The 23,804-nt window shown below is 61.1% G+C and carries 26 protein-coding genes; 7 read left to right on the forward strand and 19 right to left on the reverse strand.

Annotation, left to right across the window (positions count from 1 at the left end):
• Nucleotides 1-167 precede the first annotated feature (167 nt).
• The 6 genes from ACO07C_RS08225 to ACO07C_RS08250 form a co-directional block, all read right to left on the reverse strand.
• Nucleotides 168-2,276, reverse strand: coding sequence for a molybdopterin-containing oxidoreductase family protein (locus ACO07C_RS08225; protein ID WP_421913676.1), 2,109 nt, complete (start codon nt 2,274-2,276; stop codon nt 168-170).
• A 161-nt stretch (nt 2,277-2,437) separates the two neighbouring features.
• On the reverse strand, nt 2,438-4,315 hold the full coding sequence (locus ACO07C_RS08230) for an ABC-F family ATP-binding cassette domain-containing protein (RefSeq protein WP_421913677.1): 1,878 nt from the start codon (nt 4,313-4,315) through the stop codon (nt 2,438-2,440).
• A 122-nt stretch (nt 4,316-4,437) separates the two neighbouring features.
• Nucleotides 4,438-4,887 carry a MucR family transcriptional regulator gene (locus ACO07C_RS08235; protein WP_421913678.1) on the reverse strand — a complete coding sequence of 150 codons (450 nt, stop codon included), beginning with the start codon at nt 4,885-4,887 and terminating at the stop codon, nt 4,438-4,440.
• 166 nt (nt 4,888-5,053) lie between these two features.
• Nucleotides 5,054-5,257: a hypothetical protein gene (locus tag ACO07C_RS08240; RefSeq protein WP_421913679.1), complete on the reverse strand. Its 204-nt coding sequence runs from the start codon at nt 5,255-5,257 to the stop codon at nt 5,054-5,056.
• Entirely contained in the window at nt 5,250-6,233 is a 984-nt protein-coding gene (locus tag ACO07C_RS08245; RefSeq protein ID WP_421913680.1) for a DMT family transporter, read from the reverse strand. The genes ACO07C_RS08240 and ACO07C_RS08245 overlap by 8 nt, the downstream gene beginning before the upstream one ends.
• Before the next feature lie 6 nt (nt 6,234-6,239).
• Nucleotides 6,240-7,073, reverse strand: a complete 834-nt coding sequence (locus ACO07C_RS08250; RefSeq protein WP_421913681.1) for a hypothetical protein — start codon at nt 7,071-7,073, stop codon at nt 6,240-6,242.
• A gap of 112 nt (nt 7,074-7,185) precedes the next feature.
• On the opposite strand from ACO07C_RS08250, the gene ACO07C_RS08255 reads away from it, so the two are divergent.
• Complete coding sequence (locus ACO07C_RS08255; protein WP_421913682.1) at nt 7,186-8,127, forward strand: LysR substrate-binding domain-containing protein; 942 nt, start codon at nt 7,186-7,188, stop codon at nt 8,125-8,127.
• 106 nt (nt 8,128-8,233) lie between these two features.
• The gene (locus tag ACO07C_RS08260) at nt 8,234-8,875 is read left to right on the forward strand and encodes a GNAT family N-acetyltransferase (RefSeq protein WP_421913684.1); all 642 of its coding nucleotides are present in this window, start codon (nt 8,234-8,236) and stop codon (nt 8,873-8,875) included.
• A 119-nt stretch (nt 8,876-8,994) separates the two neighbouring features.
• On the opposite strand, the gene ACO07C_RS08265 is transcribed toward ACO07C_RS08260, so the two are convergent.
• Nucleotides 8,995-9,507, reverse strand: coding sequence for a DinB family protein (locus tag ACO07C_RS08265; RefSeq protein WP_421913685.1), 513 nt, complete (start codon nt 9,505-9,507; stop codon nt 8,995-8,997).
• 62 nt (nt 9,508-9,569) lie between these two features.
• Here ACO07C_RS08265 and ACO07C_RS08270 point away from each other — a divergent pair, with 62 nt between their 5' ends.
• From ACO07C_RS08270 to ndk, 3 genes are all read left to right on the forward strand, one after another.
• Entirely contained in the window at nt 9,570-10,262 is a 693-nt protein-coding gene (locus ACO07C_RS08270; RefSeq protein ID WP_421913686.1) for a glutathione S-transferase family protein, read from the forward strand.
• Between the two features lie 218 nt (nt 10,263-10,480).
• On the forward strand, nt 10,481-11,116 hold the full coding sequence (bluB, locus tag ACO07C_RS08275) for a 5,6-dimethylbenzimidazole synthase (protein WP_421913687.1): 636 nt from the start codon (nt 10,481-10,483) through the stop codon (nt 11,114-11,116).
• Between the two features lie 94 nt (nt 11,117-11,210).
• The gene (gene ndk / locus ACO07C_RS08280; protein WP_421913688.1) at nt 11,211-11,633 is read left to right on the forward strand and encodes a nucleoside-diphosphate kinase; all 423 of its coding nucleotides are present in this window, start codon (nt 11,211-11,213) and stop codon (nt 11,631-11,633) included.
• An 89-nt stretch (nt 11,634-11,722) separates the two neighbouring features.
• Here the strand turns inward: ndk and ACO07C_RS08285 are convergent, their stop codons facing one another.
• The 6 genes from ACO07C_RS08285 to ACO07C_RS08310 all read right to left on the reverse strand — a co-directional run bounded on the left by ACO07C_RS08285 (nt 11,723) and on the right by ACO07C_RS08310 (nt 16,902).
• Nucleotides 11,723-12,487 (reverse strand): YbaY family lipoprotein, encoded by a 765-nt coding sequence (locus ACO07C_RS08285; protein ID WP_421913689.1) that lies wholly within the window; start codon nt 12,485-12,487, stop codon nt 11,723-11,725.
• A 77-nt stretch (nt 12,488-12,564) separates the two neighbouring features.
• Nucleotides 12,565-13,044: a molybdenum cofactor biosynthesis protein MoaE gene (locus tag ACO07C_RS08290; RefSeq protein ID WP_421913690.1), complete on the reverse strand. Its 480-nt coding sequence runs from the start codon at nt 13,042-13,044 to the stop codon at nt 12,565-12,567.
• A gap of 1 nt (nt 13,045) precedes the next feature.
• The gene (gene moaD, locus ACO07C_RS08295) at nt 13,046-13,312 is read right to left on the reverse strand and encodes a molybdopterin converting factor subunit 1 (RefSeq protein WP_421913691.1); all 267 of its coding nucleotides are present in this window, start codon (nt 13,310-13,312) and stop codon (nt 13,046-13,048) included.
• Between the two features lies 1 nt (nt 13,313).
• Nucleotides 13,314-13,910, reverse strand: a complete 597-nt coding sequence (pgsA, locus tag ACO07C_RS08300) for a CDP-diacylglycerol--glycerol-3-phosphate 3-phosphatidyltransferase (RefSeq protein WP_421913692.1) — start codon at nt 13,908-13,910, stop codon at nt 13,314-13,316.
• Between the two features lie 170 nt (nt 13,911-14,080).
• Nucleotides 14,081-16,141, reverse strand: a complete 2,061-nt coding sequence (gene uvrC, locus ACO07C_RS08305) for an excinuclease ABC subunit UvrC (RefSeq protein WP_421913693.1) — start codon at nt 16,139-16,141, stop codon at nt 14,081-14,083.
• Nucleotides 16,138-16,902 carry an SDR family oxidoreductase gene (locus ACO07C_RS08310; RefSeq protein WP_421913694.1) on the reverse strand — a complete coding sequence of 255 codons (765 nt, stop codon included), beginning with the start codon at nt 16,900-16,902 and terminating at the stop codon, nt 16,138-16,140. Before ACO07C_RS08310 ends, uvrC begins: the two co-directional genes overlap by 4 nt.
• Nucleotides 16,903-17,312: 410 nt before the next feature.
• Between ACO07C_RS08310 and ACO07C_RS08315 the strand changes: the two genes are divergently transcribed.
• On the forward strand, nt 17,313-17,966 hold the full coding sequence (locus tag ACO07C_RS08315) for an outer membrane protein (RefSeq protein ID WP_421913695.1): 654 nt from the start codon (nt 17,313-17,315) through the stop codon (nt 17,964-17,966).
• Between the two features lie 64 nt (nt 17,967-18,030).
• Here ACO07C_RS08315 and ACO07C_RS08320 read toward each other — a convergent pair whose 3' ends face one another.
• A complete protein-coding gene (locus ACO07C_RS08320; protein WP_421913696.1) occupies nt 18,031-18,627 on the reverse strand; it encodes a glutathione S-transferase family protein in 597 nt (198 codons plus the stop codon).
• A gap of 333 nt (nt 18,628-18,960) precedes the next feature.
• Between ACO07C_RS08320 and ACO07C_RS08325 the strand changes: the two genes are divergently transcribed.
• Nucleotides 18,961-19,461, forward strand: a complete 501-nt coding sequence (locus ACO07C_RS08325; RefSeq protein ID WP_421913697.1) for a hypothetical protein — start codon at nt 18,961-18,963, stop codon at nt 19,459-19,461.
• Nucleotides 19,462-19,632: 171 nt separating this feature from the next.
• Here the strand turns inward: ACO07C_RS08325 and ACO07C_RS08330 are convergent, their stop codons facing one another.
• Genes ACO07C_RS08330 through ACO07C_RS08350 form a run of 5 tightly spaced genes read right to left on the reverse strand, consistent with a single transcriptional unit; the run spans nt 19,633 to nt 23,629 of the window.
• Nucleotides 19,633-20,088, reverse strand: a complete 456-nt coding sequence (locus ACO07C_RS08330; protein WP_421913699.1) for a hypothetical protein — start codon at nt 20,086-20,088, stop codon at nt 19,633-19,635.
• A gap of 51 nt (nt 20,089-20,139) precedes the next feature.
• Entirely contained in the window at nt 20,140-20,994 is an 855-nt protein-coding gene (locus ACO07C_RS08335; protein WP_421913700.1) for a 23S rRNA (adenine(2030)-N(6))-methyltransferase RlmJ, read from the reverse strand.
• Nucleotides 20,991-21,602, reverse strand: coding sequence for a hypothetical protein (locus ACO07C_RS08340; protein WP_421913701.1), 612 nt, complete (start codon nt 21,600-21,602; stop codon nt 20,991-20,993). Before ACO07C_RS08340 ends, ACO07C_RS08335 begins: the two co-directional genes overlap by 4 nt.
• A 40-nt stretch (nt 21,603-21,642) precedes the next feature.
• On the reverse strand, nt 21,643-22,092 hold the full coding sequence (locus ACO07C_RS08345) for a DNA polymerase III subunit chi (RefSeq protein ID WP_421913702.1): 450 nt from the start codon (nt 22,090-22,092) through the stop codon (nt 21,643-21,645).
• A gap of 40 nt (nt 22,093-22,132) precedes the next feature.
• Complete coding sequence (locus ACO07C_RS08350; protein WP_421917472.1) at nt 22,133-23,629, reverse strand: leucyl aminopeptidase; 1,497 nt, start codon at nt 23,627-23,629, stop codon at nt 22,133-22,135.
• Nucleotides 23,630-23,804: the final 175 nt, after the last annotated feature.

Here is a 23,804-nt window from a genome sequence, read left to right on the forward strand (position 1 = left end):
CGACGTCCGGGAAATCATCAAGCCCCTCACCGCACGATGCGCATGACGCAACAACGCGCGACGTGGCGTTGCGTTGCCGATCCGCCTGGGCGAGTGGCGTCGTGTGACTGTGAGGATTTCGCGCCAGAAATCCCGTTGCGAATGCCAGCCTCCAGAACTGGAGCCGCTCATTTCACCGGGCGTAACCATACCTTGTTGTCATGGAACGCCGCGCCGCCATAGGGCGCCGGCGCATCGGCACCGGTCAGCACGTTGATGCCCTCGCCGCGCTCATGGGCGCTGTTGGGCCAGATGCCTTCGGCGACCACGACGCCGCGCTTGATGCCGCCAAACAGTTTGGCGTGCAGAACCACCTCGCCGCGCATGTTGCCGATCTCAACACGGTCGCCGTCCGCCAAACCATGCGCCGCAGCGTCATCGGGATGCAGCAGGAGTTCAGGACGACCCTCCTTGGCCATCGACACCGGCGTTTCCGAGAAGGTCGAATTGAGGAAGTTGCGCGCCGGCGATGTCGTCAGCCGGAACGGGTGCGCCTCGTCGGCAACCTCGATCAGATCGACATGGTCGGGGAGTTCCGGCAATTGCTCCACCGGGCCGAACAGGCCCATGCTTTTTGGCGGCCTATTGGGGGCAGCCTGCCCGCTCCAATTGGCCCGGAAGTGGAATTTTCCATCAGCATGGCCGAAGCCTTTGATGAAGTGGGCGGTCTCGAAATCCGGCTGGAGGTCGATCCACTTGTCTTCCTTCAAGCTGTCGAAGCTGCCCAGCCCGCGCTTGCCCAGGATGATGTCGATATGCTGCTTTTCGGTCAGCCCGAAACCAGGCTTGTCAGCGACGCCCAGCCGACCAGCCAATTCCTCGATGACAAAATGGTTGGTGCGCGGCCCTTCCGGCGGATCGATCAGCTTGGGGCCGAGCGTGATGTGCTGGTTACCGCCGCCCTTGTAGATGTCGTCATGCTCCAGGAACATCGTTGCGGGGAGCACGACATCGGCGAGTTTGGCCGTATCGGTCATGAACTGCTCGTGCACGCAGGTGAACAGGTTTTCGCGCAGAAAACCCTGCTTCACAAGCCGCTGTTCCGGCGCGACATTCACCGGATTGGTGTTCTGGATCAGCATCGCGGTTACTGGTGGCCCGCCGTAAAGTGCATCCGCGGCGCCCGTCAGGATCGGGCCGGTACGCGACTGGTCGAGATAGCGGATCGAGGGATCGCGCATCTTCGAGCCTTCCAGCATATCCTGGTTGAGCTTGAAGATGCCGGAATTCGAATGAAAGGCACCGCCGCCTTCATATTGCCAGCTGCCGGTAACGGCGGCGATACAGGATGCCGCATGCATGTTGACCGCGCCATTGCGTTGCCGCGCGAACCCATAGCCGAGCCGGAAATAGGTCTTCCTGGTCGTGCCGACGAGGCGGGCGAAGGCCTCGATCTCCGCCACTGAAAGCCCGGTGATGCTAGCCGCCCACTCCGGCGTGCGCGGCTTAAGGTGGGCTTCCAGCCCGGCGGCATCGTCCGTGTATTTTTCGAGATAGGCGCGGTCGGCCATGCCTTCCCTGAACAGCACATGCATGACCGCGCAAGCCAACGCGCCATCCGTGCCGGGCTTCAGCACGAGGCCGAGATCGGCCTGCTTCATCGTCGCGTTCTCGTAAACGTCGATGACGACGATCTTGGCGCCGCGTTCCTTGCGCGCCTTGATGGCGTGGGTCATCACATTGACCTGCGTGACCACGGCATTGGTTCCCCAGATCACAACGCAGTCGGATTTGCCTATTTCCCGGGGGTCCGGCCCGCGCAGGGCGCCCGCGCCCATCATCCAGCCGGTCCAAGCCAGATTGGTGCAGATCGAGCCGAAGAAGCCGGAGTATTTCTTGGCGTGGCGCAGACGGTCGATGCCATCGCGCTGCACCAGCCCCATCGTGCCGGCATAGTAATAAGGCCAGACGGTCTCCGAGCCATGCTTCTCCTCGGCCGCGACGAACTTTTCGGCCACGAGGTCGAGCGCGGCCTCCCAACTCGCTTCCTTCCAGACGCCATCGCCCTTGGCACCAGCCCGCACCAACGGCTTCATCAGCCGGTCGGGATGATGGACACGGTCGGCGTACCGGGCAACCTTGGCGCAGATGACGCCGGCCGTGTACGTATTGGCCTTGGCGCCGTGCACACGGCCGATGCGGTTACCATCGAGCAACTCGACCTCGAGCGCGCAGGTCGAGGGGCAATCATGCGGACAGGCCGAATGGCCGATTCTGAGCTTGGCGTGCTGGTTCATGGAAGCAATCTAACCGCATCCGATGTCACGGTGTAGGGCCAGATGTGACGCAGACTTAATTCCCTTGTGAGGATGTGCCACGAAATGGGGTGGCGACGATGTGTTCTTTCCTCAACACGTCAACGCCCTTCCTCCTGTAGGAACGGCAGTGGCTCCGCACCCTACTCCGCCGTGCCTTCCTCATACTCCGCGGACATGGTCAGCCACTTTTCCTCATGGCCAGCCAGGGTCTGGGCGAGTTGCGAGCGTTCCTTGGCAAGCCGCGTCGCGGTCGAGGGATCCTTTTCGTAGATCACCGGGTTGGCCAGTTCGTCCTCGATGCCGTCGATGCGCTTGCGGATGCGGTCCATCAGCGCTTCGGTGGCTCGGATTTCCTTGGCCAGCGGCTCGAAGGCGGCGCGGCGCGCCGCAGCGTCACGGCGACGGTCGGCTTTCGAGGCCTTGTCTGCCTCGCGCTTGCCGCGGCGGTCGCCGGACACGCCGGTGACCAGCGTCTTGTAGTCCTCCAGGTCGCCGTCATACGGATTGACCGCGCCATCCTTGACCAGCCACAGCCTATCGGCCGTCGCTTCCAGCAGATGGCGGTCGTGCGAGATCAGGATGACCGCACCGGGAAATTCGTTCAGCGCATGGATCAGCGATTCGCGGCTGTCGATGTCGAGATGGTTGGTCGGTTCGTCGAGGATGAACAGGTTCGGTCCCTCGAAGGCCGACAGGCCCATCAGAAGCCGCGCCTTCTCGCCACCGGACAGGTCCTTGGCGGCGGTGTTCATCTTTTCGGTGGTGAGGCCGAATTGCGCGACGCGACCGCGCACTTTCGATTCCGGCGCCTCCGGCATTAGCCGGCGCACATGCTCGTAGGCGTTTTCCTCCGGCCGGAGATCGTCGAGCTGGTGCTGGGCGAAGATCGCCACCTTCAGACCAGGCGCCACCGTCATGGTGCCGCTTTCCTGCTTCAACCGGCCCGACAGCAATTTGGCGAAGGTCGACTTGCCGTTACCGTTGGCGCCGAGCAACGCGATGCGGTCGTCGGCATCGATGCGCAACGTCATTTTCTTCAGGATCGGCTGCCCCTCGGTGTAGCCGACATTGACGTTGTTCAGCGCCACGATCGGCGATGCCACCGTCTTCACGGGCTCGGGGAACGAGAATGGCCGCACCGTATCGTTGACGATCGCGGCGATCGGCTTCATTTTCTCCAGCGCCTTGATGCGCGATTGCGCCTGCCTGGCCTTCGAAGCCTTGGCACGGAATCGCTCGACGAACGATTCCATATGCTTGCGGGCGGCCTCCTGCTTGACGCGGCCCTTCTCCTGCAATTCCTTCTGCTCGGTATACTGCCGCTCGAACTGGTCGTAGCCGCCGCGCCAGAAGGTCAGCTTCTTCTGGTCGAGATGGACAATCGAATTGACGGCGCGGTTGAGCAGGTCACGATCATGCGAGATCAGAAGCACTGTGTGCGGGTATTTCGACACATAGTTTTCCAGCCACAGCGTGCCTTCGAGATCGAGATAGTTGGTCGGCTCGTCGAGCAACAGCAGATCGGGCTCGGAAAACAGCACCGCGGCGAGTGCCACGCGCATGCGCCAGCCGCCGGAGAAGGATGAAGCCGGACGCCGCTGCGCCGCGTCATCGAAGCCAAGGCCTGCAAGAATCGTAGCAGCGCGCGACTCGGCCGAATGCGCATCGATGTCGGCCAGACGCATATGGATGTCGGCGATCCGGTGCGGATCGGTCGCCGTCTTTTCCTCTTCAAGAAGCGCGGAACGTTCCAGGTCTGCCTTGAGAACGATCTCGATCAGCGGTTCCTCGGTGCCCGGTGCTTCCTGAGCCACCTGGCCGATGCGCGTGTTCTTCGGCAGGCTGATCGACCCGGTCTCGGAAGGAAAATCGCCGGTGATTGCCTTGAACAGCGTGGTCTTGCCGGTGCCGTTGCGGCCGACAAGGCCAGCCTTGGTGCCGGCCGGCAGGGTCAGCGAGGCGTGGTCGAGAAGCAGGCGTCCGGCCATGCGGAGCGAAAGATCATTGATAACAAGCATGGCCGGGCTTTTGCACGGGACATCGGCGCTTCGCAAGGCCTGAGGCGCCAATTGGCCGCATCCGGCAGGAAAACCACGCGGACCGGCCAGCTGTTACGACAGATGCCCTTACCGATCCCAGTTCAGGAAGTTGCCTTGCGCTTTGCCCCCTTGCCTGCGACGGCCAGCGGTATTGCCGGCTTGCGGCCGAGCCCTGAGGACTTCGCAAGGGCCGACCTTGTAGCCGAGTAATTCGCGGCCACCATGGGATAGTCAGATGGCAAACCCCATTTGGCCCGATAGTCATCGGGGCTCAAGCCATAGGTCGTGTTAAGATGGCGCTTGAGGGATTTAAACTTTTTACCGTCTTCCAGACAGATAATATAGTCTGGAAATACTGACTTCTTCGGATTGACGGCTGGGCTTAAGCTCACGCTTTCCGGAGCGGCGGCGCCACTCAATCTTCCAACCGATGCCCTGACGCTCGCAATCAGATCCGGAAGGCCGGATACCGGAAGTGGATTGTTACTCACATAAGCCGAAACAATATCGGCGGTGAGTTCATTGATCGTTCTTTCGTCGATATTGGACAAGTATTTTGACCTTGCTGACGAAAACGTCGCTGGCCCTGTTGAAGACTCTTCTCGACGTCTCGGTTTTCAGTTGCGATCCCCAACGGACCACCAAGTCCCGATAGACTACCTTGACTCAGTACATGGACGTTTCCATGAAAGACTGGAGCCGGGCAAATTAGAAAATCTAATACTTGGAGGCCGAGGCTCTCGCGGGCTGGTGGTCGGCCAGGATTTCAAGAACGCGTTTCCACCGGGCACAACGGCTGAAGTCTTTTTGCTCGATTGCCTTTTCGGCCTTCAGCGCGGCATAGAGCGGCGCCTCCGCGCCAAATTCCCTGACCAGCCAATGTGCTTCCTGTCGGGCAAGACGTTCATCTTCGTCAAGCATGATTTCCAGCCTCCGAACGTTCCATGCCCACCGCGATACAACTGCCAATGACAAGAACCGCGCCGATAATGGCCGTCGCGGTCAACCGCTCGCCGGACAGTGTCAAAAGCAGCGTCGAGGCGATTGGCGTTAGATAAGCGACGACCGCGACCTTGCCGCCGTCAAGTTTCAAGGCACGCGACCAGAAGTAATAACCAAGGCCCATCGGTCCAGCCCCAAGATAAAGCCCCAGAAACAGATCCGGTTCAATGTGCCAAACCACAGCATTGTTAACGCACCATAAGAATGTGATGGCCATGCCGATCAATGCGGACGGCAGCAACAAGCGGTCCGGCGAGCCTGCGACGCGCCTAACGACAATCGAATAGAAGGCCATGCATAGCGCGGAACCGAATGCCGAGACATATCCGATGAGGTTGCCCTGGAGCCAGGACGGGTGGTGGCCGCCGGAAATCACCAGCGCGACGCCTATGAAGCCGAGAGCCGCGGTGATCGCCAGCAATACCGGGCGTCGCGGTGTTTCGAGCACGATAACGGTCGCGGCGACCATCAGCGGCCAGGTGTAGGCGACAAGGTTCGCTTCGATTACCGGCATCGAGGCAAAGGCGACATATTGCAGGATCATCGTGCCGACCAGGCCGATCACGCCGACAGAGATCGGGATGAGACCTGCCTTTACGACAGCCATGGAGACATCGTCACGGCTCATCAACCTGATGGCGAGGAAAACCAGCGCCGCGCCGGTGAATTGCAGGAACTGCACCAAGTATACCGGATGGTTTTCCAGCAAGGATTTGCCCACCAGCGCGTTGGTCGACCAGAGGGCGACCGCGCCTGCCGCGAAAACCAGCGCGGTCCTTGATCCCTGCCCATCCCGAAAGAACCGGGATGGGGCAACATCTTGTTGCTTGGCCATGATCTGCTTGCCAAGCGGATTTCCGCTTACGGGCCTAGCGGAGCTTCGATTCGCGGACATGGTTCGCTACCATGTGTCCCTCGCCCCGACCGGCACCGGCGCCTCGGCTTCCGCCGGGACGTGAAGTTCCTCCTCATGACGGCGATAGGCAGGCAGTTGGTTGGTCCAGACGTCTTCGGCCAACTCGTTGACCCATTCGCGGTCGTGGTCATTATCGGCGGCAAGATAGAACATACGGTTGTCGTCCACATAGGGTTTGGCCACCGATCGCTGGTTGAGCACTAGGGTGACGCGGTCGCCGTGCTGGATGGGCGCGGTGCGGTGCAAAACGCCGAGAAACTGGCCAAGTGTCGCGTAATCCATCTTGTGGTCGATGCGCATGACGCGATTGCGCGGGATTTCGCGCCCCGATTCCAGGATCGCTCTGCCCTTCTCGCTGTTGTCGCAGTAGATTTCGAGGTGGCCGCCGATCAGCTGATCGCTGATCGAAAGCGGAATCAGTTCGGTGACCGGGACACCGTCGCAGTGCCATTCGACCGCGCCGTCCCTTGGATTCATGAACGTAACCGTCGAGCCGACAATGGAGAGTGGATAAGGCTCCAGCCGGGTTCCCATCATGTCCGACAGCCGCTCCAGCCGAAGCTTGTCGTTGATGAGTTCCCTGATTTCGGGGATGTAGCGGTCGGCACCCGTTATGAAGGTCAGGTCGAGATGCTTGTGCACGGCATGGCTGGCCTTCAGCTTCAGCGCGGCTTCCTCGATGGCGGCCAGCAGCGCGGGGTCATAGCCGTGAAGATATTGCGCGACGCCGAAACTCGAAATCTTCCATGCCGTATCATGACCGATGATGGCTTCGCGGCTCATCGCGTAGCGCAGGTCGGGGATGGTGTGTGCGTTCATTCTACTTCTCCAGGATGTGGTGAGAACTTGAACGACAGTCGATTATGTTGGCCACCCCTGTAAAATTAGGAATGCTGGTGCTACCCTAAGCCCAGCTTAAGGTCGAAACCCCGTGCGTCTGCTCAGTCAGGTCAATCTCAACTCATTGAAGATCGTGGAAAGTGCCGCGCGGCACAGGAATTTCACGCGCGCTGGCGAAGAGCAGTTCATAACGGCCTCCGCCGTGAGCCAACGCGTCAAGAGCCTTGAGGACCAGTTGCGCTTCAAGATCTTCCTGCGCGGCGGCAATGCTGTTTCGCTGACGCCTGAGGGCGAGACCTATGTCTCACGCGTTCGCGAGGCGCTGGAACGGATCGTCGCCGCGAGCATGGAAGCGACGGGGCAGTCTCAGGAGCATGTGTTGAAAATATCCGTGTTGCCAACCTTCGCCGCACGCTGGCTGTTTCCACGCCTGCCGCAGTTTCAACAGCAGTTTCCCGACATCGAGATGCGGGTGTCGACCTCGTATGCAACGCATGAGTTCGCCACTTCGGAGTACGATGTAGAGATCCGATATGGCGACGGCAGCTTTCCTGATCTGCGCTCGGAGCTGCTGTTCAAGGAAGACCTGACACCAGTCTGCAGCCGAAAGCTCTTCCATCAGGTTCTTGGCGACAAGCCACTTTCCAAGGTGACACCGGAAGATTTGCGCCACTTCACGCTGTTGCATTCCGATACATGCACCCAGAACTGGGAATCCTGGCTTGGTTTTGCTGGGGCCAGCTTCGTGCTCAATGAGACCAAAAGCATCTATTTCGACTCATGCATGATGTCTTACGAGGCGGCCAATGCGGGAATGGGGTTTGCCGTTGCAAATCGTGCCTACATGGCCAGCGATATCCGCGCTGATCGGCTGGTGGCGCCGTTCGCCGTTCATCATCCAAACACAGCCGGTTGGTATTTCGTCTGTCCCGACAAGACGCTTGCCGCTCGCAAGGTATTGCTTTTCAAGCAATGGATCATGGCCGAGGCGGGACTGACGCAATGCCAGTTGGATATCGAGATCGGCGGCTGAGCGTCGGCGACTTCCGGAATATCTGTTCGAGCCGGCATCGGATCGGTCCTCCTTGGGCAGGATCCTGCGAGTAACAGGAAGGCCTCATGTTGAGAGCTATCGCCTGATGGGTGCCTCCCCCGAACTCACCCAACCCGTCCTGGCCGGCAAGGCCGTGGAACTTGTACCCCTTGTGCGGGAGCATTCGCCGGACCTCGTGGCTGCGGCTTCGGACGGCGAGTTGTGGAAGATGACGTCCACCGTCATTCCCGGGCCCGACACCGTCGACGAATACATAGCTTCCGCCCTGGCGGGTCTGCAGGCCGGGACAGTGATGCCCTACGTCATAGTCAGCAGCGCTACTGGACTGGTCTGCGGAAGCACGCGGCTTTGGAAGATCGATCGCAAGAATAGAAAGCTGGAGATCGGTCATACCTGGCTTAGTCGTTCGGTCCAGCGATCGGAGATCAACACCGAGGCGAAGTACCTTCTCTTGGCCCATGCGTTCGATGTGATGGAGTGGGTGCGCGTACAGTTCACCACGGACGAACTCAACGACAAGTCAAGAGCCGCCATTCTGCGGATTGGAGCAAAGCAGGAAGGGATTATTCGCAACGAGCGGATCATGCCCGATGGACGCAAGCGCAATTCTGTCCGCTTCAGCATCATCGATTGTGAATGGCCCGACGTAAGGACCATGCTGCGGCGGAAAATGAGCCGAAAGCCCGTATTTGCCGCGAAGCACGCCGGCGCTCAATCGCACTCATGACGTTGGGGCAAGACTCAGGTACCATCGGTCGTGCGGCGGACCTGATTTCCGCCTGGCCGGCGCTTTATCAGGCAACCTCCCAAGCAGCGCCGGCCTTCTTCCAGGGCATAGCGATCAAATCAGGCGAAAGCCCTGCCCTCTTCGGTGCGCTGGAACAATGACAGATCCAACCCAAGACTTGGCCTGCCCAGGATTGTCAGGATGGTATGCGCCTGTCCGCGATGGTGCGTCTGGTGGTTGAACAGGTGGGCGAGCGCCGGCGCCTGACGCTGCGAAACGGTGCGCATGTCGGATACGGTCATGTAGGTGAAACGACCTGACAGTGCCTTGTCGCTGAGGCCGCTGACCCAGTCCATGATCCTCCTGTCCTCGGCCTCGCGCGCCGCCCGCAATGCGGGCAAGGCCCGGTACAGTATCGCGTCCAGGGTGGTTGGGGCATCGCCCTCGCCGGTGAAACGCTTCATCCAGATTCGATCGGTGGTCAGCAGGTGATTGAGTGTACCCATCATCGAGCCGAAGAAGGCGCCGGTGTCGCGACCAAATTCCTCGTCATTGAGTTCGGCCGCCGCATCATAGATGCGGCCATTGGCCCATTGATTATAAGCCGCGAACATCATGAAATGCTGCTTCAATGTTTTTCTCCCGGCCCCGCATTCGTCACGGGCCTACCTAAACCGCAGGAACGCCGCCGCCAATGACCATTTTGCTTTATGACCTCGTCGGGCGGGACGCTGCCCGTCCGTTCAGTCCGCATTGCTGGAAGGCGACTATGGCGCTTGCACACAAAGGGCTGGACATCTCGACTGTGCCGACGCGCTTTCTCGAAGTGCCCGTCGTCGAAGGCGGCGTCTCGAAGACGGTACCGGTGATCCGTGACGGCGAGAAGGTGGTTGCCGACTCCTTCGCCATTGCTGTTTATCTCGATGAAGCCTACCCGGATCGCCCGACGCTGTTTGGCGGCGATGGTGGCAAGGCGATGGCGCGCTTCATCGAACGCTGGTCGCAGCTGACGATCCATCCCTACGTCACCACAGCGGCGCTGATGGACCTTTACGGCATGCAGGACGAGGCGAACTCGGTCTACTTCAGGCAGACCCGTGAGGCGCGGCTTGGCAAGAAACTGGAAGATGTCACAGCTACCCGCGACGCCGGGCTCGCCGGCTTCCGCGCTTCGCTGGAGCCCTTGCGCTCGATGCTTTCCTTTCAACCCTTCATCGGCGGGCCATCGCCGCTGTTTGCCGACTATATCGTGTTCGGTGCGCTGCAGTGGGCGCGTATCGCTTCCCCCTATCGGCTGCTTGAGGACGGCGATGTCGTGGCGCAATGGTTTGAACGCTGCCTCGACCTCAATGACGGTCTCGGCCGGAAGGTCTCCGCGGCGGCGTAGCGACATAGAGGTCTGACCTGGCCGGCGCCCGGCCAAGGCACATCCGCTTCCCGGCCTTTCATCATCACGCCGATTTGAAGGGTGGGACAAACCATACCCCTGTGAAATGCGACAATGCGACTGCACAAGCGTCGCTTCGGGCACCTCATTGGCAGCCCGGTCCAGGCAAGAGTGAACGAACGCCCAACCCGGCAAGTATACAAAGGCAGCGCGACGGCATGACGTCAGGCCCCGAATTCCTCGACGGCTTTCGCGCCGAGCTCCTCAACCTTTTCCTCTGGCGAAGGGATGTGCGCCGTTTCAAACCGACGCCGCTTCCGGAGGGAACCCTGGAGCGGCTGCTCGGCCTCGCCAGCATTGCCCCCTCGGTGGGGCTGAGCCAGCCCTGGCGCTTTGTCGTTGTCCAGAGTCCGGAGCGCCGCGACGCCGTCAGGGCCAGCTTTGAAGAATGCAACGCGCAGGCGCTTGCGTCATTCTCGGGCGAGCGCGCCGCGCTTTACGCACGGCTGAAACTTGCCGGATTGATCGAGGCGCCTTGCCAGTTCGCCGTTTTCGCCGACCGAACGACCGAACAAGGGCACGGGCTTGGCCGTATGACCATGCCCGCGACCATCGAATACTCGGCCGTGATGGCGGTTCATACCATGTGGCTGGCGGCGCGCGCCGAAGGAATAGGCATGGGCTGGGTCTCCATTCTCGATCCGGTTCAAATGACGAGGATACTGGAAGCGCCCCCGGAATGGACGTTCATCGGCTACTTCTGCGTTGGCTATCCGACCGAGGAACAATGCACGCCGGTGCTGGAGCAGGAAGGCTGGGAGTTCCGGCGCCCCTCGACCATCATCACGCGCTGACGACAACGATGCCCGCTTCCCCTTGGCAATGCGCCGGGCGGCTTGTATAGAGCCCGCCACTCTTAACTCCATTCCTCATCACAAGGACGACCACATGGCGCTCGAACGCACCTTTTCCATGATCAAGCCGGACGCGACCCGTCGCAATCTCACCGGCGCCATCACAAAGATGCTGGAGGATGCCGGTCTGCGCGTCATCGCTTCGCGCCGCGTCTGGATGAGCCGCCGCGAAGCGGAAGGCTTCTATGCCGTCCACAAGGATCGTCCCTTCTTCGGCGAACTGGTGGAATTCATGTCGTCGGCGCCGACGGTGGTCCAGGTTCTCGAGGGCGAGAACGCGATTGCCAGGAACCGCGAAGTGATGGGCGCAACCAACCCAGCCAACGCCGCCGAAGGCACCATCCGCAAGGTACATGCCCTGTCGATCGGCGAGAATTCCGTCCATGGCTCCGATGCCCCCGAGACGGCGGCGCAGGAGATCAAGTACTGGTTCTCGGACACCGAGGTTGTCGGCTGAGCCGACAGTCCATCTCATCAGTCATGCTCAAAAGGTCGGCGTTTTCGCCGGCCTTTTTTGTTTGACTCAAGGCCTTTTTGACACGCCACCTAACTTGCCGCGCTGAACCGCAGGATGTCGCGGTTGCGCTTGTCGGCGATGATCAGCTTGCCGTCGTCAACGCGAAACGATGAAGCCTTGGCCAGCGCGTCGAACATAGCCTTCTCCTCGGCCATCACCTCGGGCGTGCAAGCCTTGAAGGTCGAGCCGATGTTGCTGATCGCGATAGACTGGCCTTCGACCTTTGCGTTGGCGAAGTAGGCGTTGCAAGGGCCGTTGCCGCCTGCCTTGCCGGCTTCGCTGATCCGCAACGTAGCCCTCGGGTACGCGATCGCGCCGATGCCATCGACATACTCGACGACCCAGCTTTGCCCGAACACGGGCGCCGTATCGGCCGACGCCCGCGGCACCATCTTCAGAAGGATCGTTTGCGGCGCATCGGTCAACGGGTCGACCTGATGCCTGGTGTCACTGATGAAGATGAGCTTGTTGTCGACCGTGATGCGCGCCTCCAGCGCGTAGGTCATCCGCGGCCGGATCGCCGACGAATCGAACTTGATTTCGAAACTGATCGGCACCTGGCCGGCCGGCGACATTTTCTGCTCGCCAATGATCGCGGCCGGCGCATCGGCCAGCGAAACATCGGCGAGTTGCACGGAGAGCGCGGCGTTCGGCGGCAGCGCGATGCGCTCGCGGTACACCACCTCGCCTTTCACCGCTTTTTCGGCAGCGGCCGACAGTTCCGGTACAGCCAGAATGCCGATGACCAGCGGCGCGAAACCAAAGACGAAGAACTCGGCGATCCTGTCCAGCATGACCTTGCTCCCTTCGCAACGTGCACCCGGTGCAGTTGGCCCAAGAAATACGGTCGTTCCGTGACAGCCTCGCGGCATTATTCCGACGGCAATGTCCAGCGCGAGGTCGCCTTGTCGTCGGCCTCCTTGGCCTCCACCCAGCCGCCCTCGGAGCCGCCTGCAAGATGTTCCTTCTTCCAGAACGGCGCACGCGACTTCAGGAAATCCATCAGGAAATTCGCCGCCTCGAATGCAGCCTGCCGGTGCGCGGAAGCGGCCACGACCAGCACGATGTTCTCGCCCGGCCGTATCTTGCCGTGCCGGTGGATCGCCGTGAGCCCCTGCAGCGGCCAGCGCTCGACCGCTTCGGCCGCGATGCGCGCGATTTCGGCTTCGGCCATCCCGGGATAGTGTTCGAGTTCAAGCGCCGAGAGCCTGCCCTGCTCGTCGCGGCAAAGACCGGAGAACGTCACCACGGCGCCGATGTCGGCGCGGCCTTGCGTCAGTCTGGCAATCTCGACGGCGATATCGAAATCCCGCGCCTGGATGCGCACAGTCGGTACGACCGTGGCCGACACCTCAACCTCCGGTCATTGGCGGAAACAGCGCGATCTCACGTGCCCCGGCGATCTTCTCGCGATGGTCGACATGTTCCTGGTTGATGGCGACGCGGATGACATCGGGATATTGCAGCGCCTGCTCATACTCCTCGCCACGCGATTTCAGCCAGCGCAGCAGGTCTGCGACGGTCTCGATGCCGGCCGGCAATTGCACGTCCTCTTCCGCCATCCCGATCCGCTCGCGCACCCAGGCGAAGTAGATGAGCCTGGTTTTTCCACTGTCCATGTCACTCGTCCATGATGTGCTTGAGGCCGGCGCGGAAATAGTCATATCCGGTGTAGAGCGTGACGAGCGCCGCGATCCAAAGGAGCACCAGTCCTGTCTGTGTGGTCAACGGGAAAATCTTGTCGCCGGCTGGTCCTGCCAGCAGGAAGGCGATGGCGACCATCTGGATGGCGGTCTTCCACTTGGCCAGCTGCGTTACCGGCACGCTGACCTTCAGCGCCGCCAGGTATTCGCGCAGGCCCGAAACCAGGATTTCGCGGCACAGGATGATGATCGCGGCCCACAGCGACCAACCGGCGATTCCGGCATGGCGATCGGTATCGGCGGCCAGGAGCAAGAGGCAGGTCGCGACAAGCAATTTGTCGGCGATCGGATCGAGCATCTTGCCGATGTTGGATGTCTGTTGCCAGGCCCGCGCCAGGTAGCCATCCAGATAATCCGTGACACTCGCCAACAGGAAGATGACAAGCGCCGACCAGCGGGCAAAGTCGCTCGATTTCAGATGCCCCTCGAGAAAGAAGCATAGCACCACCAACGGCACCGCGACGATGCGGGCGTAAGTGAGCATGTTGGGCAGGTTGAACGCGCGCTTGGCCATATTCTGGGGAACTCTTTCTGCCTGCGTACTCAAATCAGATGCGAATGTGGGGGGTCAACAGGCCAGAATCGATTGGCCAGTCCAAAATAGCGTCAAAGATAATTTCGGCGAGCCTCGTTTCTTGTTTTCGTACATGTCGTTATCCCCCGCACACTTTTGGGTGACATGCATCAGCTCTCGTGAAAATGGTTATAGACCAGTTTCGCCACCTGCTCCGAAATGCCGTCGACCTTGACGAGATCCTCGACAGCAGCTCGGCTGACCGCCTTGGCAGTGCCGAAATGCAGGAGCAGCGCGCGCTTGCGGCCGGGCCCGATGCCGGCGATCTCGTCAAGCGGGCTCTTCACCATTTCCTTCTTGCGGCGAGCCCGATGCGAGCCGATGGCGAAGCGGTGGACCTCGTCGCGCAACCTTTGCACGAAATAAAGCACCGGATCGCGAACGGGGAGCGAAAATGAATCCCTGCCCCTGACGAAGAAACGTTCACGGCCAGCATCACGATCCTGGCCCTTGGCAATGCCGATCGCCACGACACGATCCTCGATGCCAAGGTCGGCAAGGATTTTTCGCACGGCGGTCATCTGCCCCTGGCCGCCATCGATCAGGATGACGTCGGGCCAGGCCGGGAAGCTGCCGGAAACGTCATCCTCGATATCATCCGCTGCCGCCGCCGCGCCGTCGGCAACAGCGATATCGCCATGCTCCTTGAGCAGCCGCGAAAACCGCCGCTCCATGACTTCACGCATCATGCCGAAATCGTCGCCCGGGGTGATCTCGGTCGAGCGGATGTTGAACTTTCGATACTGATTCTTGACGAACCCTTCCGGCCCCGCGACGACCATGGCGCCGACGGCGTTGGTGCCCATGATGTGCGAATTGTCGTAGACCTCGATTCGCACTGGCGGCTTTTCGAGGCCAAAGGTTTCCGCGAAGCCGGTCAGCAGCCGCGCCTGCGTCGACGTCTCGGCCAGCCTGCGGCCGAGTGCCTCGCGCGCATTCTGCAAGGCATTGTCGGTCAGGTCTTTCTTCTCGCCACGCTGCGGCACCGAGATCGCCACCTTGCGACCGGCGCGGGTCGAAAGCGCCTCAGCCAGCAGTTCCTGGTCCTCGACGCCGTGCGACAGGAGAATTGTGCGCGGCGTCGGCTTGTCGTCGTAGAACTGCGCCAGGAACGAACCCAGCACCTCGGCTGCTTCCAGTGCGGGATCAGCCTTGGGGAAATAGGCGCGGTTGCCCCAATTCTGGCCGGTGCGGAAGAAGAAGACCTGGATACAGACCTGGCCACCTTCCTGATGGATGGCGAAAACGTCGGCCTCGTCGACGGTGTCGGGATTGATGCCCTGATGGCTCTGGACGTGCGACAAGGCTGCCAGCCGGTCGCGATAGATGGCCGCGCGCTCGAAATCGAGGTCCTCCGAGGCCTTCTGCATGGCGGCGGAGATTTCCTTCTTTACCTTCTGGCTGCGGCCGGAGAGAAAATCCTTCGCCTCTTCGACCAGTTCGGCATAGCCATCATGCGAGATTTCGCCCGTGCAAGGCCCGGCGCAACGCTTGATCTGATAGAGCAGACAGGGCCGCGTGCGGTTCTCGTAGAAGGAATTGGTGCAGCTTCGAAGCAGGAAGGCACGCTGCAGCGAGTTGATGGTGCGACCGACGGCGCCCGCCGAAGCGAAAGGACCGAAATAGTCGCCTTTGCGCGACCGGGCGCCACGGTGCTTGTAGATGCCGGGCGAGACATGATCTCCCGTGAGAAGAATATAGGGAAACGACTTGTCGTCGCGCATGAGAACATTGAATCGCGGCCGCAAGCGCTTGATAAGGTTGGCCTCAAGCAGCAGCGCCTCGATCTCGGTGCGGGTAACGACGAACTCCATCGTCGCCGTCTCGCGCACCATCCGGCCAATGCGGTTGGTGTGAAACCTCCCTTGAGCGTAATTGGTGACGCGCTTCTTCAGGCTGCGCGCCTTGCCGACATACAGCACGTCGCCGGCGGCGTTCATCATGCGGTAGACGCCGGGCGCGTTTGGCAGGCGCTTGACGAGGGTCTGGATCACCTCGGCGCCGACCATGCCATCGGCGTCACCCGCATGCGGCGTCCAGTCAATAGCGGTGAACGAAACGTCCGGTCCGGGTGGCGCGACAATCTCTTCCGCCGCCTCGTCCTCGAGATCGACATCGGGCGGCAGGTCGTCGCTGCCGCCTCTCTTGTGCTTATGGTCTACGCTGCTCATTCCATCATGCCTGTCACATCAGGCGTTTGCCACGCAAGATGCTGGCCTCCATCAAGTGCAATCATCTGGCCGGTCACCGAGCGCGCCGCCCAAAGGTAGCGAATGGTGCGCCCGAATTCCGACAATTCCGGGCCGCGCTTGAGAATCAAACCTTCGACCTGCGCTTCAAAATCCTCATCGTTCTGGCGGGCATTCTTCAAGGTTGGTCCGGGACCGATGGCATTGACACGAATGCGGGGTCCGAGCGCCTGCGCCATCATCTGGGTTGCCGTCCAGAGGGACGATTTCGACAATGCGTAGGAAAAATAACGCGGCGTCGGGCGCCAGACACGCTGGTCGATGATGTTGACGATCAGCCCCTCCCGGTCCGCCGGCAAGCCATGCGCAAACTGTTGCGCCAGCAGGGCCGGCGCCTTCACGTGAACGGCGAAATGGCGGTCCCAGGCCTGCCAGTTGAAATCCAGAACTGAATCGTCCTCGAACAGGGAAGCATTGTTGACCAACAGGCCGACAGAACCAAGTGCGGCCTCGGCACGGGCGACGAGGCCTGCGGCCTCGGCCATGTCGGCCAAGTCGGCAACGATCACCGTGGCGCGGCCCCCGGCGCGCTCGATTCCCGCGGCCAGCGCATCCGCTTCCGCACGCGAACGGTTGCAATGGATAGCGACGGCAAAGCCATGCGCTGCAAGGTCCTCGACGATCGCTTTGCCAATTCGTTTCGCGCCGCCCGTGACCAGCGCCACACCGTTGGCTTTGTCCATCTGTCAATCCTCGATTCCACGCCACAAAAAGCTGCGCCGGCCAAATATGGCCCGCGATAGGTTAAATGCCGTTCGCACCTTGGGCAGGATTGTGGCAATACGGACCGATCGGCATCCTGGATACAGACAAGACTCGGGCCGCCCTTCGGAATATAGAGCGCTGAACCCCTTGCACCAAGCCGGTTGCAGTGCAGCATGACAAGCCTGCTGACATTCGCTGTTGCGAAGATGCAACGTCAAGTTTCAGCCTCATTCGTGCCAGGGAATGACCCAAGTTCAGGTTCGCTTCAGCCGCATTTTGACACGACATTTGGAACCGTTGAACGCCAGATCCGTTTACCCCCCGGACGGGTTGAGGGCGCTCATGGAAAAAACAAGCCTGTGTCCTGTGGCTTAAGGAGTAAAGAACAATGCAAGCCAATCTTAAATTTGCCCGGCCCTTGGTCGTGGCTCTCGGGCTCTTCGCCCTCGGCGGTACCGCCTATGCCGCCGACGTGGTTCAGGAAGAGCCGCCGGCACCCGCGCCGATTGCCCAGCTTCCAGTCGCATCCTGGGCCGGCCCCTATGCCGGTCTGAGCGTCGGCTACGGATTCGCTGGCCACGCCAACCTGCGGGATCAAGACAACAACGTTGGCACCAAGGGTTTCGTTGGTGGCGTGTTTGGTGGTTATCAGTGGCAGCAGGAGAACTTCGTGTACGGTGCTGAAGCCGATATCGGCTACAACGGCGTCAAGGGCTCCAACTTTGGTGCAGACGCCAAGGGTGGTGTGGAAGGCTCGCTGCGTGCCCGTCTCGGCTATGCCGTGACCCCGGACATCCTGCTCTACGGCACCGCCGGCGGAGCGCTGAAGGACCAGAAGGTCGATGACGGCGTCGCTAGCGACAGCAAGACGATGCTGGGCTGGACCGCTGGTGTCGGTACGGACATCAAGATCACCGAAAACGTGTTCGGCCGTGTCGAGTACCGCTATACGGACTTCGGCAGCAAGGACTTTGGCGGCGGTATCGGCAACGTCAAGTCGACCGACAACCGCGTCACCTTCGGCGTCGGTATGAAGTTCTAAGTCGTCCAAGCCACGACACGAAAAAGCCGGGCCTCGCGCCCGGCTTTTTTTATGAGGCTGCCATTCAAATGGGCACGCAAGCCTTCAGCTGTGGGAACTTCTCGTCGAAGCGCGCGGCCCAGCGCGTCAACCTTCCGCGCCCCTTCTCCCACTTTCCGGCAAAACGCAGCGCCAGATAGCCTAGACAGGCACGAACAGCCATGTGACCGGCAGTGATCTTCTTCGGCAGCTTTGGCGGGTTGGCGTTGAGCATGTCTAGCGCCGCCGTGATCTTTGCCCACTGGCGATCCAGCCACGGCTGATACACCATATCCTCGGGACGAGTCCGGCGTTCATAGACCATCGACAGCGCGCAATCGCAAATTCCGTCAGCCAGCGCTTCCAGCACTTCGGCTTCAAGGCGCTTGTCGGGATTGCGTGGAAACAGCACATTCTTCGAAACCCGGTTGAGATGCTGGGTGATGGCGCGGCTGTCATGGACCGAACGTCCATCATCGAGCACCAGGACCGGAATCTTGCCAAGCGGGTTGGCGCCGATCAGCTCGGCCGGCCGTTCCTCGGTCTTGACCGGCACCGTATCCACGGCGATGCCGGCATAGGCTGCGGCCATACGCACCTTGGAACTGTAGGGCGAAGAGGATGCATAAAGCAGTGTGGTCATGATCCGTATCCTGTTTTTGAGACAGGCACTGTTCATCATGCACGCCCTGGCAGGCAACAGCCAGAAAGGGAAAAACCGGCCGCCACGCCGGGATGCAGCCAAATTTCAATTGGCTTCCAAGCGACGAGCATCGTCGCCGCGGACTTGTGAACCTCTGGACGGCCACAGCCACATCAAAGATATGGCCACCGATTTTAGAGGCCTGTCCCGGCCACCAAACCAGCGAGCAAGGCATCCAGCCTGATGCCTGCTCTGCAGCCTTGCATTCTGCTTTGGCTTGAAGAACCGCTTTACTTCTTCGCGGATTTCGCCTTGGCGGGCGCGGCCTTCGGCTTGGCCGCCGGCGCGGCCTTCTTCACCGCCGGCTTTGCCACGGCCGCGGCCGCCGCCTTGGTTGCAGGGGCCTTCGCCGGAGCCGCTTTCGCCTTTGGTGCCGCGGCCTTCGCCTTGGGCGCCGCAGCCTTAGGCGCAGGTGCTGCTTTCTTCGCGGCTGGTTTTGCGGCTGTCGCCACGGCCTTGGCTGGAGCCTTCGCTGCCGGCGCCTTGGCCTTTGCAGGCACTGCCTTCGCGGGCGCTGCCTTCGCCTTGGGCGCTGCAGCCTTGGCCGCAGGTGCGGCCCTCTTAACAGCGGGTTTTGCCGCCGCTGCAGCAGCTTTCTTTGGCGGAGCTTTCGGTGCTGCTGCCTTCGGCTTTGCCGCGGGCGTTGCCTTCTTGACTGCTGGTTTCGCGGCGGCCTTCGGTGCCGCTTTTGCTGCCGGAGTCTTGGATGCCGGCGCTTTGGATGACTGCTTAGCCATGCGATGCCCCTTCCGTTGTGCCGACGGCCGTGAATGACCCGGCGGGTCATGCATATCTGACTCGCTCTTCTCTAGCCAGCGAAGCGATTTGCACGAAATTCCGGCAACCGGGGGCCCGTCCGCCCGGCTTTCGGCAGCAGCGAATCCTATCGCCCGCACGAATGCAACGGTTGGCCGTCAGCCAGCCATGGTCGGATCAATGGCCGCGTCAGCGCAGGACGCGGCAGCTGCCGTTGTAGACCATCCAACGGTCGAAACCCGATACGCAGAATTCGACGTTGTCGCCAATCGAGGCGAAACCCTGGCCTTCCTCGATCAGATACCAGATGGCGCGGGCGCGGCCGTCGGACAGGTTGACGGTGGCGCCGCAGTAACGGCGACCAATCGGCCAGGTGTCATTGGCGGGAAGATAACGGTGCTGGTGGATGCGGTGGAAATCGGTGATCTGCACATCGGGCAGATGCGGCACGTGTTTGACCTGGTAGCTGAACCGGCTGCTGATCTTGCTCAGCACCCATGGTTGACCGCAAACCCCACCATCATCGTCGGAGTAGCTGGCTGGAAGGTCTGCCGCATGCGCGGCCTGCATGACGCCAAGCGGCGCGGCGAGCGGCGTGCAAAGGCTTATCAGGGCGGCAAGAACGGATTTGGCGAAGCGAGTCATGGCAGCCTCTTTGATCTCAGGAGCACACTGTGCGGATTCGGCGGGTTGCGGTCAAGCCGTCTCGCCGGCCAGCCATTCCAAAGACCAGTGCGCCGGCTTTCCCACCGCGAGCAACCTGTGCAGGGCCGGCAGCAGCGTACGCATTTCGCCCTCAAGCGTGAACGGCGGGTTGACCACCACCATGCCGCTGCCGTCCAGGCTGGGTTCCGAGGACGCGGGGCGGATTTCGAATTCTATGTCGAGGATTTTTGGAACGGCGGATTGCTTCAGCGCCTTCCTGAAGGCAATGACCGCCTTGCGGTCCTTGATCGGATACCACAACGCATAGATGCCGCCCGGCCATCGCCTGTGCGCCTTCAACAATCCGTCAACGAGGCGGTCGAACTCGCCCGGTTCCTCAAAGGGTGGATCGATGAGCACAAGGCCGCGCTTTTCCTTCGGCGGCAGATGGGCGCCAGGCGCCAGCCAGCCGTCCAGCTCCAAGACCCTTGTCTGGAAATCGCCTGCGAATTCTGCCTTCAGCTTCGCCGCATCCTTCGGGTGCAACTCGATTGCCGACAGCCGATCCTGCTTGCGCAGTAGGTGACGCGCGATCAACGGAGAACCGGGATATTTCTTCACGCCGCCATCAGGATTGAGTGCTCGCACCACCTCCAGATATGGCGCAAGCAGGGCCTCCGCCTTGACGTCGAACGAAGCATCGATCAGCCGACCTATGCCACCCAGCCATTCACCGGTCTTCTGCGCTTCGACCGACGAGAGATCGTAACGACCGATTCCGGCGTGGGTGTCGATGACACGAAACGCCTTGTCCTTCTGCTTCAAATATTCAAGCAGCCGCGTCAGCACCACATGCTTGACGACATCAGCGAAATTTCCGGCGTGGTAGGCGTGGCGGTAGTTCACTTGGCACCCCTGCCCCAGCGCGGAGGCGGCGGCTGTGAGTTCGGATTTTCGGGCGAGCCGCCACCACGGCGCCGCAGCCCCAGCATAAGGCCAATCGCGCCGACAGCCATCAGCGAGAACCCGACAGGTTGCGCCCGTCGGTCGACCTCACCAACGCCTGATCGCAATATGAGATCCACCGCCCGTATCGGTATGTCCTCGGCGTCGCCAGGGCCGACCGTGAAGACGTAAGAACCGGGGCTGACATTCGTGATCAGGCCGGCTTCGTCACGAAAGATCTTGTCGGGCAATTGCGGGCTGGCCTCGCGAGGATCGGAATGATTGAACTGCAGGGTCGAGGCCAGAACCGTGCGGCCGTTGGTGGCCGCGGTCAGCGTCAATACGGTATGCTGCGGCGAGACGATCCTCTCGGCCTTGGCGGTCAGGTCCACCAGCACGCGAACCGGTTCGTCGCGGCTGCTCAACGACACCGTCGCGGGCCTGAAACGGCCTAGCTCGTAAACCCGCCAGACACCGATCTCACGGCCCGAAAAATTGCTCATCGCCCAGGGATAGATGGCGCCGATGCCAATGCCGGCGAGCAGGATGAGGGCAAACAGAAAGCGCATTATTCATTCCAATGGATATGGCGCGTGGCCTTGGCACGTATCACGCCTTGCGTTCCCAACGGCGGTCGGGTGTCTGCTGCCAGTAGGTTACGGCGTGACCGGCATCCTTCATCGTTTTCCAGTGCGCCCTCGCCGCCTCGACCTGGGCTGCGTCATGACCATCGAACAGGAAGACGGCCCGTTCGTAGCCGCCAAGGTCGGGCGGCGTTGCGCCATCGACCAGGAAGCGGATTTTTGCCTCGTTCGGATTGCTGTCGCCGGTGGTCAAAAGCACCGGCTGTTCGGCGAGGTAGGCTTCTCGATCGGTGGCGTGAGCCAGGAACGAATCATCGCGAAAGGTCCACAGATGCATGTCGAGCGCATCGCGCCGCTCCTCCGTGCCGGTTTGCACCACGGCGCGCCAGCCACGATCGACACTTCGCTCGAGAAGGCCGGGAAGCGCATCCTCCAGTGTCGATTCGGTCAGGTGGTAAAACAGGACATCGGCCATCGCCCTCTATAGCGTCGACGGCCGTATCGTTTCCAGCCGCCTATTGCTCATAATTGTCCCGAACCAGTCGGTCGAGCAGCCTGACGCCGAAACCGGAGCCCCATGACTGGTTGATCTCGCTCGATGGCGCGCCCATCGCGGTGCCGGCAATGTCGAGATGCGCCCATGGCGTGTCCTTGACGAAGCGCTGCAGGAACTGCGCTGCGATGATGGCTCCGCCATAGCGGCCGCCGATATTCTTCATATCGGCGTTCTTGGAATCGATGAGCTTGTCGTATTCGGCGCCAAGCGGCATGCGCCAAAGTCTTTCCTGCGTCGCCTGGCCGGCAGCCGTCAGCTTTTCCGATAGTTCATCATTGTTGGAAAACAGGCCGGCATAATGCTGGCCGAGCGCCACCATGATCGCGCCGGTCAGCGTCGCCAGATTGACCATGAACTTCGGCTGGAAACGGTCGTTGCAATACCAAAGCGCATCGGCCAACACGAGGCGGCCTTCGGCGTCGGTGTTGAGCACTTCGATGGTCTGCCCAGACATCGAGGTAACGATGTCGCCCGGACGCTGGGCATGGCCGTCGACCGCATTTTCAACCAGGCCGATGATGCCAACGACATTGGCCTTGGCCTTGCGCGACGCAAGTGCGTGCATAAGCCCGGTCACCGCGGCCGCACCGCCCATATCGCCCTTCATGTCCTCCATGCCGGATGCGGGCTTCATCGAATTGCCGCCGGTATCGAAGGTGACGCCCTTGCCGACGAAGGCGACCGGGCTGTCCTTGGCCTTGCCGCCGCTCCACTGCATCACCGCCAAGCGGGCACCGCGCGGGGACCCCTGCGCAACGCCGAGCAGCGAGCCCATTCCAAGCTTCTTCATCTCCTTCTCGGCGAGGATTTCGACCTTGACGCCCAGCGATTCCAGTTCCTTGGCACGGGCTGCAAATTCCACCGGTCCGAGCGTATTCGCCGGCTCATTGACCAGGTCGCGCGCGAGAAGGACGCCATCAATCACCGCCACCTCATCCGCAAAGGCCTTTTTCGCGCCCGCTGGATCAGTGGTGTGGATGGTTATCTTGGCCGGCTTCTTCGTATCGTCCTTGCCGTTGGTGTTGTCTTTCTTGGTCTTGTACTTGTCGAAGGAGTAGGTGCGCAAAAGGATGCCCGAGGCAAGGTTCGCCGCCTCCTTGGCGCCAACCGAAGCGTCGGCGAGGTCGAGAACGACCGCAATGTCGGCCGCTTTGCGCAACGATGTGGCAATGGTTCCGCCAAGCTTCAGCCACGCATAGTCATCAAGCGCCGAGACCTTGCCGACACCGATGGCGACCAGTCTGTCCAACGACGTTCCCTCTGGCGCCAGCACTTCCACAACGCTTGCGAACTTGGCCGTGAAGTCCGCGACCGGAAACGCCCGGTCAAGGGTTTTGGCTGGATCGCAAGCCTTCGCCTCATCGCTCAGCCTGCTGCCTTCCGCCGCCAGCACGAAGACGCTTCCCTTTTTGGGCGCGGCTAGCTTGGCAAAGGCAATTGAAGGTCTCGAATTCATCATGTCCTGCTTTCGGGGAGGTGCTGCACACTTTCGGGGACGTAGCGTTGAGTGCGCGACATTTGGTCGTTTTGCTGCATTTGGCAAGACTTTGCCGAAATCGCACCCCATATGGCTGGTGGAATCGATGCCGATTCGGCGTGGCACGGCTCTGCTTCTTTTTGCCGCAACCTGT

This window comes from Mesorhizobium sp., from assembly GCF_965229135.1.
Lineage (GTDB): Bacteria > Pseudomonadota > Alphaproteobacteria > Rhizobiales > Rhizobiaceae > Mesorhizobium.

Coding starts and splice junctions, on each gene's coding strand:
- ACO07C_RS08225 (WP_421913676.1), bottom strand. CDS start 2,276: ATGAACCAGCACGCCAAGCTCAGAATCGGCCATTCGGCCTGTCCGCAT.
- ACO07C_RS08230 (WP_421913677.1), bottom strand. CDS start 4,315: ATGCTTGTTATCAATGATCTTTCGCTCCGCATGGCCGGACGCCTGCTT.
- ACO07C_RS08240 (WP_421913679.1), bottom strand. CDS start 5,257: ATGCTTGACGAAGATGAACGTCTTGCCCGACAGGAAGCACATTGGCTG.
- ACO07C_RS08245 (WP_421913680.1), bottom strand. CDS start 6,233: ATGTCCGCGAATCGAAGCTCCGCTAGGCCCGTAAGCGGAAATCCGCTT.
- ACO07C_RS08250 (WP_421913681.1), bottom strand. CDS start 7,073: ATGAACGCACACACCATCCCCGACCTGCGCTACGCGATGAGCCGCGAA.
- ACO07C_RS08260 (WP_421913684.1), top strand. CDS start 8,234: ATGGGTGCCTCCCCCGAACTCACCCAACCCGTCCTGGCCGGCAAGGCC.
- ACO07C_RS08270 (WP_421913686.1), top strand. CDS start 9,570: ATGACCATTTTGCTTTATGACCTCGTCGGGCGGGACGCTGCCCGTCCG.
- bluB (WP_421913687.1), top strand. CDS start 10,481: ATGACGTCAGGCCCCGAATTCCTCGACGGCTTTCGCGCCGAGCTCCTC.
- ndk (WP_421913688.1), top strand. CDS start 11,211: ATGGCGCTCGAACGCACCTTTTCCATGATCAAGCCGGACGCGACCCGT.
- ACO07C_RS08285 (WP_421913689.1), bottom strand. CDS start 12,487: ATGCTGGACAGGATCGCCGAGTTCTTCGTCTTTGGTTTCGCGCCGCTG.
- moaD (WP_421913691.1), bottom strand. CDS start 13,312: ATGGACAGTGGAAAAACCAGGCTCATCTACTTCGCCTGGGTGCGCGAG.
- pgsA (WP_421913692.1), bottom strand. CDS start 13,910: ATGGCCAAGCGCGCGTTCAACCTGCCCAACATGCTCACTTACGCCCGC.
- uvrC (WP_421913693.1), bottom strand. CDS start 16,141: ATGAGCAGCGTAGACCATAAGCACAAGAGAGGCGGCAGCGACGACCTG.
- ACO07C_RS08310 (WP_421913694.1), bottom strand. CDS start 16,902: ATGGACAAAGCCAACGGTGTGGCGCTGGTCACGGGCGGCGCGAAACGA.
- ACO07C_RS08315 (WP_421913695.1), top strand. CDS start 17,313: ATGCAAGCCAATCTTAAATTTGCCCGGCCCTTGGTCGTGGCTCTCGGG.
- ACO07C_RS08320 (WP_421913696.1), bottom strand. CDS start 18,627: ATGACCACACTGCTTTATGCATCCTCTTCGCCCTACAGTTCCAAGGTG.
- ACO07C_RS08330 (WP_421913699.1), bottom strand. CDS start 20,088: ATGACTCGCTTCGCCAAATCCGTTCTTGCCGCCCTGATAAGCCTTTGC.
- ACO07C_RS08340 (WP_421913701.1), bottom strand. CDS start 21,602: ATGCGCTTTCTGTTTGCCCTCATCCTGCTCGCCGGCATTGGCATCGGC.
- ACO07C_RS08345 (WP_421913702.1), bottom strand. CDS start 22,092: ATGGCCGATGTCCTGTTTTACCACCTGACCGAATCGACACTGGAGGAT.
- ACO07C_RS08350 (WP_421917472.1), bottom strand. CDS start 23,629: ATGAATTCGAGACCTTCAATTGCCTTTGCCAAGCTAGCCGCGCCCAAA.